The 12,481-nt window shown below is 62.4% G+C and carries 9 protein-coding genes; 2 read left to right on the forward strand and 7 right to left on the reverse strand.

Annotation, left to right across the window (positions count from 1 at the left end):
- The 4 genes from AC1DLB_RS07425 to pvdM all read right to left on the reverse strand — a co-directional run.
- Positions 1 to 1,243 (reverse strand): cyclic peptide export ABC transporter (locus AC1DLB_RS07425; RefSeq protein ID WP_477784815.1); only part of this gene is annotated, 1,243 nt, incomplete at its 3' end.
- Positions 1,244 to 1,374: 131 nt separating this feature from the next.
- Positions 1,375 to 2,262 (reverse strand): dihydropyoverdine dehydrogenase, encoded by an 888-nt coding sequence (pvdO, locus tag AC1DLB_RS07430; RefSeq protein WP_477743765.1) that lies wholly within the window; start codon positions 2,260 to 2,262, stop codon positions 1,375 to 1,377.
- Between the two features lie 243 nt (positions 2,263 to 2,505).
- Positions 2,506 to 3,786: a pyoverdine-tailoring periplasmic protein PvdN gene (gene pvdN, locus AC1DLB_RS07435; RefSeq protein WP_477743764.1), complete on the reverse strand. Its 1,281-nt coding sequence runs from the start codon at positions 3,784 to 3,786 to the stop codon at positions 2,506 to 2,508.
- Positions 3,783 to 5,153 carry a pyoverdine-tailoring dipeptidase-like protein PvdM gene (gene pvdM, locus AC1DLB_RS07440; RefSeq protein WP_477743763.1) on the reverse strand — a complete coding sequence of 457 codons (1,371 nt, stop codon included), beginning with the start codon at positions 5,151 to 5,153 and terminating at the stop codon, positions 3,783 to 3,785. The genes pvdN and pvdM overlap by 4 nt, the downstream gene beginning before the upstream one ends.
- 326 nt (positions 5,154 to 5,479) lie before the next feature.
- Here pvdM and pvdP point away from each other — a divergent pair, with 326 nt between their 5' ends.
- Complete coding sequence (gene pvdP / locus AC1DLB_RS07445; protein WP_477784816.1) at positions 5,480 to 7,108, forward strand: pyoverdine maturation tyrosinase PvdP; 1,629 nt, start codon at positions 5,480 to 5,482, stop codon at positions 7,106 to 7,108.
- Between the two features lie 66 nt (positions 7,109 to 7,174).
- Here the strand turns inward: pvdP and AC1DLB_RS07450 are convergent, their stop codons facing one another.
- From AC1DLB_RS07450 to AC1DLB_RS07460, 3 genes are read right to left on the reverse strand one after another with little or no spacing between them, the layout of a single operon-like run.
- Positions 7,175 to 8,569 carry an efflux transporter outer membrane subunit gene (locus AC1DLB_RS07450; RefSeq protein WP_477743761.1) on the reverse strand — a complete coding sequence of 465 codons (1,395 nt, stop codon included), beginning with the start codon at positions 8,567 to 8,569 and terminating at the stop codon, positions 7,175 to 7,177.
- 7 nt (positions 8,570 to 8,576) lie between these two features.
- The gene (locus AC1DLB_RS07455) at positions 8,577 to 10,550 is read right to left on the reverse strand and encodes a MacB family efflux pump subunit (RefSeq protein ID WP_477743760.1); all 1,974 of its coding nucleotides are present in this window, start codon (positions 10,548 to 10,550) and stop codon (positions 8,577 to 8,579) included.
- Positions 10,551 to 11,723 (reverse strand): efflux RND transporter periplasmic adaptor subunit, encoded by a 1,173-nt coding sequence (locus AC1DLB_RS07460; RefSeq protein WP_477743759.1) that lies wholly within the window; start codon positions 11,721 to 11,723, stop codon positions 10,551 to 10,553.
- Between the two features lie 334 nt (positions 11,724 to 12,057).
- On the opposite strand from AC1DLB_RS07460, the gene AC1DLB_RS07465 reads away from it, so the two are divergent.
- Positions 12,058 to 12,481: sigma-70 family RNA polymerase sigma factor (locus AC1DLB_RS07465; RefSeq protein ID WP_477784817.1), on the forward strand; the 424-nt coding region annotated here is incomplete at its 3' end.

Consider the following 12,481-nt stretch of genomic DNA (forward strand, 5'->3'; position numbering starts at 1 on the left):
ACTGGCGATAGTCGTCGCGGTTATGCGCCAGGACCGGCTTACCGTTAAGGATGATTTCCCCGCCCTGGGGCGCATACAACCCCAGCAACAACTTGATCAGCGTGGTCTTGCCGCCGCCATTCTCACCGACGATAAACACGATCTCGCCCTGGGCGATGGACAGGTTGACCGGCCCGAGGGCGAAGGGCTTGCTGCCGTCCACCGCCGGGAAGGCGAAATGCACATCGCGCATTTCAAGGTGTTCGACCACCGGTTTCGGCGCGTCTTTGTCACTGAGCAGCAGGTGCGGTTCCGGCGAGGAAAACTGCTCCGCCAGGTCGGCGATGCGCTTGAACGCAATGTTGGCGCGGCTGACCACCGGCAGGGTGGTGACCAGGTATTCCATCGGGCCTTTCATGTACAACAGCACCAGCACRAACCCGCTGAGCACCGCTTTATCGGTGCCCAGCCACAGCGATTGCAGGGCCAGCGCCAGGCCGATCACCACGAAAAACAGCATCGAGCCAAGGGTCTTGGCCACCACGAAGGTGTTGACCGCGCGGATGTGCGTGTTGCAGATGAAGTCAGCGGTGCCTTCGATGCGCTGGCTGAACATGCGTTGGCGGCGCGGACGATGGATGCGCAGTTCCTTGGCGCCGGCGGCAATCGCGCTGTAGTGCTTTTGCAGTTCGTCCTCGGCTTCGCGAGCCGCCTGGAAACCCTTGATGCCCTTGGTCCGGGCCACGTATTGCAGCGCGGTGCCGATCACCAGGGCCACCAGCAGCAAGGCAAACATCGGCAACGACAGGTAGGCCAGGTAGCTCAGGCAGCCGAGGGTGACGGTGAACGCAATGGCCAGCGGCGCGAAGGAAAAGGCGAAATCACTGACGGTGTCGACGTCATGGGTCAGCACCGGAATCAGTCGATAACTGCGGAAGCGCTCGATCTGTTCGATCGGTGCCAACAGGACTTTTTCCCCCAGGGATTTACGCAGCCCGGCAATGATGTGTTGCCCGACATGGTTGGTGCCGATGTCCGACAGGATCGACGTCAGCAACGCCACTGCGCACAGGCCGATAAACGTTGCCAACACCCGGGTCGACGGGGTATCGGCGGCGTTCAGCGCGTCATTGATGGTCGCCAGTAACGCGGTGATGCTGAGGCCACCGAGCATGCCGAGCATGATCGACACCACAACGATGACCCGGAAAGGCCTGAGCAGGCCGAGGACTTCACTGAAGGCTCCGCGGGATTTTGAGGTCATGGAAGTTTCCGCTTCAAGTGCCGCTAAAGGGCAAAGGTTCAAGAGTTTGGCTGCTTAAAAGACGAAACCCGTGGGCGGCGATTTAGCCGCGCACGGGTTTGTTGCAGGTCATGCGACGGGAGGTGGGAGCCTCAAAGATCCCGCGCGACGCGAAAACCGAGCCAGTCGCCACGGGTGTCGGGGTAGGTGGCATTACGGTTGCCCGAACGCGAGAACACCGGTGCTTCACCCCAGTCATTGCCGCGAATGCGCCGGGCGGTGCATTCGCCGGTCAACCAGGCGCTGCCATCGCTCGGTGCGCCGACGTAGTTGTCGTTGTAGCAATCGGCGGTCCACTCATAGACGTTGCCGTGCATGTCGTACACGCCGAAGGCGTTGGCCGGGAAGCTGCCCGCCGGTGAGGTGAAGTTGTAGCCATCGGCGGCGCCGTAGGTGTTGGCGTGTTTGGCGATGCTGTATTCCTTGCCTTCATCGAACGGGAAGGGGAACGAGCCACTGCTGCCCGCGCGGGCGGCATACTCACGCAGCGATTCGCTGACCAGTCGATAGTGCTTGCCGGTCTTCTTCGAGAGCCAGGCCACATAGGCATTGACCTCGGGGAAGTTCATGCACACCGCCGGATGCCTGGCCGTGCGTTCATAGCGCGGCACGCCGGCCTTGCACTCGCGGCCCGGCCGGGTGTCGCCGTCGGGCATGAGGTAACCGCTGTCGCGCAGGTACGCGTCCCACTCGCCGGCCAGCACCTGAAAGCGGCTGATGGCCAGCGGTTTGGCGAAGGTCACCGGGTGCAACGGACCCTCGTCGGGCTCGCGGCCCACCTCATTGTCCGGAGTGCCCATGGTGAAGGTCCCGGTGGGCAGCACGACCATCTCCGGGCAGTGCTTGCAGTCCTTGAACACTTTGCCGGGCGGGGCGGGGGCGGCGGCCTGAGCGGCACCCGGCAGCAGGCCTGCAACCACGGCGGCGAAGGCCAGTGCGGGGAGCGTTTTCAGGGACAAGCTACGCAACTCACTGTTCATCATTGCTCTCGATAAAAAGTTAAAGGGAATCAGGGGGGGCAACTTCCGCCACGCCGCAATCTCTGTAGCAGCTGGCGAAGCCTGCGTTCGGCTGCGAAGCAGTCGTAAAACCAGAGATTACGGTGTGTCAGGCAGACCGCGTCAGTCGGATTCACGACTGCTTCGCAGCCGAACGCAGGCTTCGCCAGCTGCTACAGATCGCGTTACGACTTAACTGACTGACATTAACCATGGGGCTGGCGATCAGAGCTGTTTGCCGAGCAACGCGATAAAGCGGTCGACTTCAGCTTCGGTGTTGAGCAGCCCCGGCGCCGTGCGGATCACCGGGCCCACGTCGCGCTCCACGGCATCGGCGATCACGCGGTTTTGCATCAGCCAGGCGGCGATCTTGTCGCTGCTTTTGCCCTTGACCCGAAAGAAGCTGAAACCGGATGACAGCTCGGGACTCACGGGCGTGACCAGTTCGATCTGCGGGTGCGCTTGCAGGCGTTTTTTCATATGGCTGTTCAGGGCATGGATACGCGCCTGAACATCGGCCTTGCCCCATTGCAAATGCAGCTTGAAGGCTTCGTTCAGCGCCCAGCGGTGCTCGAACGAGTGGTAGCCGCCCGGTGTCATGGTGGTGGAGAACGCCGTGGCTTCGGAGAAGGTCGGGATGATCGGCGTGACGTATTTGACCTCTTCACTGCGGCTGCAAACGATGCCGGTGCCACGGGGACCGAACATCCATTTATGGGTGCCGGCGATGAAGAAGTCGCAGTTCATGGCGGGAAAACTCAAGTCCTCGACACCAAAGCCGTGCACGCCGTCGACCAGGTAAATAATGCGGTCCTGATCGGCGCGATTGCGGTTGTGCTTGTCCACCAGCGCGCCGATGTCGGCGATCGGCAGTTTCACGCCACTGCCGGAATGCACCCAGGTCATGCCGAGTACACGGGTTTCGGGTTTGATGTTCTGCTCGATCGAGGCCAGGATCTCCGCTTTGGACACCGTCTGCGGATCCTTGAACAACCTGATCTTGCGCACCCGAGTACCGTCCCGTTGGGTGCGCAGATCGAGAATGGTGTGGGTCGCRTAATGCTCGTGGGCGGTGGTGAGGATTTCCTGGTCCGGGCGTACATGAACGCCGCCGTAAATCATCGCCAGGCCTTCGGTGGTGCTGCCGGTCAAGGCGATCTGTCTGGCATTGGCTTGCAGGTAGCGACCGGCCCAGACACGTACCTCTTCTTCACGCTGCTCGATAACGCCGAGGTCCCAGTCCATCGCCAGCCCGGGGTTTTTATCGAGGGCGGCACGGTGCATCTCGATCGCTTCACGCACAGGCTTGGGGTGCGAGGTGATCAGGAAATTGGAGAAATGCAGGTAATCCGGATCCTGGTTGAAAAGCTGCCGCAGTTGCGCCCATTTGTCCCCAGGCAGCGATGGCACTGGCGTGGCGTTGGCGACGTTGTCCAGACCGGCAGTCAACGGCAGGCCGGCGGCGAGGATCCCGGCCTGTTTCAGAAAAGTGCGACGATCGCTCATGGTGTGCTCGTGCCTTGTTGTGAAATCAGCGCCGGCTTGGCGGCTTTCTGTACCTGATCCCAGACCCGCAGGAAGTTGCCGCCCCAGAGCTTGGCGATGTCTGCTTCGGAGTAGCCGCGCGAGATCAGTTCCGCCGTGACATTGCGAATGTCACCGACGTTTTCCCAGCCTTTGACGCCGCCCCCTTCGTTGAAGTCGGAGCTGATGCCGACATGGTCAATGCCGATTTTTCGCACCGTGTAATCGATGGCGTCGCCGAGGTCCTTGAGGCTGGCTTTGGGTTCTTCTTCGAGAATCGCGTAGAGACGGCTGGCGTACTGGCCGAATTTTTTCTCGGGCCAGGCAGCGATGACCGGATCGCCCGGCATTAATGCCATGGCGAGGTTCGGCAGGGGCGGCAGGTCGAACGCTTTGCGCAGTTCGTTGAGTTTGTCCTGGGTGGTCTGGGTCAGCGGGCGCAGGTATTGGGAAAAACCGACCACCTGCACCACGCCACCGCTGTTCTTGATCAGCTGCATTTCCTTGTCGCTGAGGTTGCGCGGGATGTCGACCATCGCCCGTGGCGCCGAGTGCGAGGCGACCATCGGCGTGCGGCTCAATTGCGCGACTTGCTCCAGGGCCTTGGTCGACATTTGCGACACGTCGATGATCACGCCCAGGTCATTCAAGCGATGTACCGCTTGCTTGCCTAGGTCCGAGAGGCCGTCGAGGGCATCGGGCGAATCGTTGAAAAACGGCAAGGGGCGCGAGGAGTCGGCCCAGTCGTTATTGCCGATATAGCTGAAGCCGAACATGCGCATGCCGCGTGCCGTCCACAGGTCCAGCAGCTTCAGGTCGTGGCCCAGCGGGTAGGCATTGAGCATGCTGATGAAAATCGCGAACTTGCCTTCGCCGTGCAAACGACGGAAATCGTCGGGGGTGTAGGCAATGGCGACCTGATTGGGAAAGTCGCGGACCATCCCGGAAATAATCTTGTAGCGGATCTCTTGCTGGTTGCGTGCCTCTTCGACAAAACCGGCGGTGGGCTTGTGCGGCGCGTTGGCGCCATTCCACAGTTCCGGCCAGCCGAAAATCGTCAGGGCCGCGCCGGACAGGCGTCCGCGGTTGGCCTTGACCAGGTCGAACTGGCCCTCGCCATCCTTGTCGGCTTCATTGCCCTGGGTGCCGAAGTTCTGCATCAGGCTGATGTGGCTATCGAAGGAGAGCATGCGCTCGTGCAACTCGTCGGCCTGTTGCATGACCTTGATCGGGTAACCGGGGTTGTCCTTGAACCCGTAATACCAGACTGCGAAGCCCGCGCCGGCGCTGATCGCCAGGGCCAGCGGCAGGCCGATGTAAAGAGCCTTTTTCGAACGTGGTTTTGTCATTGCCATCTCTGTCAGGTTCGCCGCCCCGGTGCAGGCGCAGGGGCCTTTGCTATCTGGGAGGAACGAGTGGCTGGCAGAAAAAATTAGGAGATAGCGAGATACCTGTGGCGAGGGAGCTTGCTCCCGTTGGACTGCGAAGCAGTCCTGAAACCTGCAGCCTCGTACTGCCAGGCACAYCGCATGCGCCGGATTTACGACTGCTTCGCAGCCGAGCGGGAGCAAGCTCCCTCGCCACAGGGGATTGTGTTTGGCACGCTTAAATTTCCCCGCACAACAAACGTTCTAGCTTGGATAAAGCCTGCTTCATGGCTGACACAGGTAGGGCAATGACGATTTCTCGACGATGGTTCATGGCAGGCCTGGCGCTGACTGGCGCTGCCGTGCCTGCGGCTTATTATGGGCATCGCGAATGGACGAAGCCGGACCCGACGATTACCCCCGGCGAGGCGACGGTCGACCTCGCGGACACCGCGGGTCAGCAGTTGGCCAACTCGCTGCGAGGCATCTGGGATATCCGCTTCGAAGGTTCGCAAGCGGGCCTCGACGGTTTACCGCAGCACGGGCTGGAGCTGTTTCTCGACATCGCTCAGCGCGGCCGTGGCCTGCGTGGCTGCCTCGATACCGCGCAGCAGTTACGCAGCGCAGCCGAGCCGCGTTACCGGGTGATCGGCGACCTGGTGTCGCCTGACGCCAGCCAGCTGTACTGGCGCCTGATCGATCGGCAATCGGCCAACGGCGCGCCGGCTTATGAGCTGGCGGTCACGTTCGATGAGGTCTGGGCCGATTTCGGCAATGCCGGCAGTGGCACCCTCAGCGGGCGGATCCTGCGCCTGGATCGCCCGCTCGGTTTGCTGGAACTGGACAATCGTTTTGTCGCGCGCAAACGGCTGTTTCCCGAAGCCCGTGAGCGTGTGGGGTTGAATCCGCCGTTGCTGGCGTGGCTGATTTCCCCCGAGCACCGTTTGTTCCACCAGCTCTGGCACGCCTCGCGGGACAAATGGCACAAACTCTCCAAGGACCAACAGGACGCCTTGCGCGGCATCGGCTGGCAGCCGGGCCCGCGAGGCAATGAGCGCGATGCCCGGGGGCCGCGCAAAGACCGTAATGGTTCGGGAGTCGACTTTTTCTTCATGCACCGGCACATGCTCGGCACGGCGCGTTCGATGCAGGACCTGCCGTCCTGGTCGAGCTTCCCGATGCCGCAGCCGGAGCTTGAACGCGACCGTCAGGGCTTCGCCCGCTATTTCGACAATCACGATGGCACGGCGCTGCCGCCCACCTGGCTGGCCGCCGAAGACACCGAGTACACCCAGTGGGTCAGCGACATCAAGACTGCCGAGACCTACCACAGCAATTTTCAGGTATGGGAGTCCCGTTACCGCGACCCGCGTTACCTGTCGAAGCTGACCCTGGGGCAGTTCGGTTCGGAGGTGGAACTGGGGCTGCACGACTGGCTGCACATGCGCTGGGCCTCGGTGCCACGGGATCCCTCCAACGGTCAGCCGGTGCCTTTTGCCCGGGATCCGGCGGACTTTTCCGCGCGTTGGTATGCGCCGGAAAACGACTTCCTCGGTGACCCGTTTTCATCCCACGTGAACCCGGTGTTCTGGCATTTCCACGGCTGGATCGACGATCGCCTGGAAGACTGGYTCCGCGCCCACGAGCGTTTCCATCCGGGTGAGCTCAGTCGGCTTGAGGTCAATGGCGTGCCTTGGTTCGCCCCGGGGCGCTGGGTTGAAGTCGATGATCCGTGGCTCGGCCCGAGCACCCACGGTTGCAGCACTACGCCGGGATTGCAGGTCGGCAAGTCGGTGGAAATGGACCCGGAAACCATGAAGCTGGCGCTGCGCATTACCTTCGGTACGGATGAAAAGAAACTCGCGGATTTGTTCCGGCGAGTGCCGCAACGGCCGTGGTATGCGCGGAATCTGAAGGTCAAGCCGCTGAGTTCGTAAGCCAGGCACTTGTGGCAAGGGAGCAAGCTCCCTCGCCACACAGTTTTTGGTGACGGATAACCTCGATCAAAGCACCTGCCACCCCCCACCCAACGCCTTGTACAACGCAATGCTCGCCTGCAACCGCGACAACCGCAGTTGCACATTCGAGTCCTGCGCCGCATACAGCGTGCGCTGCGTTTCCAGCACCGTCAGCCAATCCTCGGCGCCAGCCTGATAGCGGCTTTGCGCAATGTTGAACGCGGCCTGGGCCTGGTTCAGTTCTTCGCGTTGCCACTGCCGCTGTTCATCCAGGCCGCGAATGCTGTTGAGGGCTTTTTCGACGTCGGCAAACGCATTGATGATCGCGCCTCGGTAGGCTTCCAGCAGTTCTTGTTGGCGGGCCGTGGCCTTGTCGCGCTCGGCACCGAGGCGGCCGTTGTTGAAGATCGGTGCGACCAGCCCGGCGGTGAGGTTGTAGAACGGGCTGCGCAGAATGTCGCTGGCCGTGTTGGCGCCCGAGCCGATGTCGGCGCTGAGGGTCACGGCGGGCAACATGGCTGCGCGTGCGACCGTGACGTTGGCCTGGGCGGCGGCCAGTTGCGCTTCGGCGCGGGCGATGTCCGGGCGGCGGCTGAGCAGTTCGCTGGGCAATCCGGCATCGATGGCAGGCCATTGCAGTTGATCGAAGGATTCGTGGCTGGGCGGAAGTTGCTGAACCGGTCGGCCCAGCAAGGCGGCGAGGTTGATCCGGGCGTCCTCGGCTTGCTGGCGAATCAGCGGCAGTTGCCGTTGTTGCGCCGCCACCAGGCTTTTTTGTTGGGCCAGTTCCAGCGCGGTGGTCGAGCCTGAGTTGAAACGGGTCTGCACCAGTTTCAAAACGTTCTGTGCATTGGCCAGGTTCAGCTCGGCAATGCGACTTTGTTCATCCAGCGACAAGGCTTGCGCGTAGCTGCTGGCCACGCCGCTGAGCAAGGTCAATTCAACCGTGGCCTGATCGAACTCGCTGGCGCGCAGCCCGAATTGCGCACTGTCCCGGGACGCACGTTTGCCGCCCCAGAAGTCGATTTCGTAACTGGCGCTGAGGTTGGCGTCAAAGTAGTCCACGGCCTTATTGCTGCTGTCGGCATCGAGTTGGCTGTAGCCGTTGCCGCGCAACAGTTTTTGGCGGTTGGCGTTCATGCCGGCCTTGATCTCCGGCAGCTGCGAGCCGCCGGCAATCACTGTGTCGGCCCGGGCCTGATGCACCCGAGCGATGGCGGCGGCGAGGTCATAACTGCCGACGCGGGCCTGTTCGATCAGGCGATCAAGCTGCGGGCTGCCGAACTGCGTCCACCATTGTCGACTCGTCCGGGAGGCACTTTCATCGTGTGGTGATTGCCAGGCCGGCGGTGGTTGAATGCCGCTGTCCGGGCGCGCAGCCGGGTGGCTGCAGGCGCCGAGTAACAGGCAAAGGGTCAACAGGCTCAGTTGCGGTTTCATAGATCGATCATTCACTGGTAAGGGCCGTGACCGGGTCGAGTCGGGCAGCTTTGCGGGCCGGCATGAAGCCGAAGACAACGCCGGTGATCAGTGCGCAGGCGAAGGCGCCGATGACGGCCGCCAGGGAAAAGGCCACCGCGACTTTGCTGAGCACCAATACGCCGCCGACGATCAGCGCCAGGGCGATGCCGGCGATCCCGCCGACCACCGAGAGCATCACGGCTTCAGTGAGGAACTGGCGCAATATGTCGCGCTGACGAGCGCCGGTGGCCATGCGGATACCGATCTCCCGGGTCCGTTCGCGCACGGTCATGAGCATGATGTTCATCACGCCGATGCCGCCCACCAGCAGCGAGATCGCCGCAATCGAACCGAGCATCAGCGACAGCGTATTTTGCGTGCGCGCCTCGGCCTGAATCATCGCGGCGTTGTTGGTCAGTTCGAAATCGTGTTTGCCGTCGTGCAGGCGCAGCATCAACTGCTCGATGGCCTTTTCGGTCTCTTTGACCTTGCGCGCGTCGGCCGCGGCAATGGCCACGTATTCGGGGTTGTGGGTGCCGAACAGCCGGACACTGGCGGCCGAGTAGGGCACGGCAATCCGATTGTCGCTGTCGGAATCGCCGGAACTGGCGCCTTTTTCCGCGAGCACGCCGACGACCTGAAAGGGCACGTTTTCGATCAGGATGTATTGGCCGATGGGGTTGGTGACGTCCTTGAGCAATTTGCTGCGCACCTTGTGGCCGATCACCGCGACCGCCGCGGCGTTGCGTTCATCGGCCTCGGTGAAGTAACTGCCCTCGACCACCGGCCAGTTGAAGATCGCCGGAAAGTTGGTGTCGTTGCCGCCGACGTAGCTCAGGTGGTCGAGGTTGCCGAAGCGCACCCCGGCTTCGGCGCCGTTGACCGGCATGATTCGCATGACTTGCGGCAGGCTGGCCAGCGCGGCGACGTCATCCAGGGTCACGATGCCGGGCGGCGTGCGTGGATTGGGAGCGGAGCCGCTGAGGTAAATGATGTTCGAGCCGAACGCGCCCATCTGCGCCATGACCTGACGCTTGCTGCCTTCGCCGACCGCCAGCATCACCACCACCGAGGCGACGCCGATGATGATCCCCAGCAGCGTCAGGGCGGTGCGGAAGCGGTTGATCCACATCACCCGCCAGGCCGCGTGTATCGCATCCACCAATTCGCCTTTCCAGGCACCGGTGGCCTCGCTGCCTTCGCTCAGCCGCTTGCGCAAATCCACCGCTTGCAGCGCACCGGGATTGGCCGAGGCCTGCACGGCGGGGTTGTCGCGGGCGCTGTCGCTGATGATCAGGCCGTCACGGATTTCGATCACGCGTTTGGCCCGGGCCGCCACGTCGCGGTCGTGGGTGATGAGGATCACCACATGGCCCTGGCTCGCCAGTTCGTCGAGCAGCGCCATGACCTCGGCGCCGCTGTGGCTGTCGAGGGCGCCGGTGGGTTCGTCGGCGAGGATGATGTGGCCGCCATTCATTAATGCGCGAGCGATGGACACCCGTTGCTGCTGGCCGCCGGAGAGCTGGTGCGGACGGTTGCCGGTGCGTGCTGCCAGGCCGAGACGGTCGAGCAGGGCGGCGGCACGGGCGTGGCGTTCGGCCGCTGGGGTGCCGGCGTAGATTGCCGGCATCTCGACGTTTTCCTGGGCCGAACCGGACGGAATCAGGTGATATCCCTGAAACACGAAACCGAATGCCTCGCGGCGCAGCCAGGCCAGCTCATCGCTGTCGAGTGCCGCGACATTTTCGCCGGCGAACCGATACTCGCCGGACGTTGGCCGGTCGAGGCAGCCGAGGATGTTCATCAGCGTCGATTTGCCGGAGCCGGAAGCGCCGACGATCGCCACGAACTCCCCGGCGTGGATCGACAGGTCGATGCCGCGCAACACATGAACTTCAGGCGCGTCGCCGCCACCGTAGGATTTACGAATGTCCTGCAGGTCGATCAGAGGCGTTTGCATTCAACCTCCACTGCCGTCGGCGGGGCCGATCAACAGGTGATCGCCTTCGGCCAGTCCGTCGAGGATCTGCACCTTCAAGCGATCGCTGATGCCGGTGCGCACGGTCCGTTGCTCGATGCTGCCGTTCTGGGCGACCACCCGAGCCGTTTGACTGTCGGTCTGCGGGCCGCCCTGCAAGGCGGCGACCGGCGCGGTAAGGACGTTTTTTGCCTGGTTGGAAACGAAGAACACTTGGGCGGTCATTTCCGCCATCAGCGCGTTGTCGGCGTTGTCGACGTCCAGCAGCACCGTGTACAGCACCACGCGGGCCGTCCCGCTTTTACTGGAACTGGCCGGACTGCCGCCGCCCTGGCTGGTCTGATCCAGCGGTTTGGGCGGTATCGGCAAAATCTGCCGCACCGTGCTGCTCCAGCGCCGGTTACCGCCGCTGAGCGTGGTGAACCAGGCGCTCATGCCGGGTTTGACGTGGCCGATGTCAGCCTCCGAGACCTCGGCCCAGACCGTCATCGGCGACAGTTTGGCGATGCGCAGGATCAGCGGCGTTTGTTGCTGGGCGTTGAGTGTCTGRCCTTCGCGGGCATCGAGGGCCACAACCGTTCCGCTCATCGGTGCGTAAATGCGCGTATAGCCGAGTTCGGCCTGATCGCTGCGCAGGTTGGCCTGAGCCTGGCGGATCTGCGCCTCGAACATGTCGATGCGCGCTTGCGTGGTGCGCAGTTCGGCCTGGGCCGTTTGCACATCTTCGTCCCGTGTCGCGCCGCCGGCGGCGAGGTGCTGTTGACGCTGATATTTCTGCCGGGCCAGGTCGTGTTGTGCCCGTTGCTCCTGCAGCTGCGCCTTGAGGTTGTCGATGGAAAAACGCCCGGCGTCGAGTTTGGCCTGTTGGGTGGAGGGATCGATTTCCACCAGCAACTGGCCTTCCTTGACCACGTCACCGACTTCCACATGGATCTTGTGGATCTGCCCGGAGGCCTGGGCGCCGACATCGACATACCGCCTCGGTTGCAGGGTTCCCAATGCCGTGACGCTGCTTTCAATGTCGCCGCGCGCGACCTGGACCGTGGCGAACCGGTCACGACCCGCAGGCAAAACCTGCCAGGCCGCGATGGCGATAACGGGGATCAGACAAAGAGCAACAAGCAGGGCGCGTCGGGTGTGACGGGGACGTTTCATGCAGGGTTCCGGCCAAAAGGATTCGGCCCGTCATTCAACTTGCGCGCAAAACCTGGCGACAGCTGAACGCTGTCGGAGGACCGACAGCCACGGGGAGCTGTCCTGTAGACGAGGGAAGGGGCGGGGAATTTAAGCGTTGAGGCTTTGAGTGACAGACAAAGTCAAAGGTATAGGACAGCACTATTTAGCAGGCAAATAGAAACAGCGCTTTAAATCTATATGAGAATTACTATAAATTACACACTCGAAATCGCCATCATCGTGCCACTGCCTACTTGGGCGGTGGCAGATCTGGCTCAAGGATAGAAACCGCACCCCCATGCGGCCGGGAGTCATGTTGGAAAACTACTATCGCGAGCTGGTGTGTTTCCTGAACGCCAAGCTAGGCAACCGCCAGGTGGCCGAAGATGTGGTGCATGACGCGTATCTGCGGGTACTGGAGCGTTCCAGCGACACGCCGATCGAACAACCCCGGGCGTTCCTTTATCGCACCGCGCTCAACCTGGTGATCGACGACCACCGACGCAATGCCTTGCGTCAGGTCGAGTCCCTGGACGTGCTCGACAGCGAAGAGCGCTACTTCATCCCTTCGCCTCACAACAGCCTCGATCACGGTCAGCGCCTGGACATGCTCCAGCGCGCACTGGCGGAGTTGCCACGGCTGTGTCGCGAGAGCTTTCTGCTGCGAAAGATCGAAGGCCTGTCACACCCGCAAATCGCCGAGCACCTGGGGATTTCCAAGGCGCTGGTGGAAAAAC

This window comes from Pseudomonas sp. 05N434 (genome assembly GCF_056396965.1).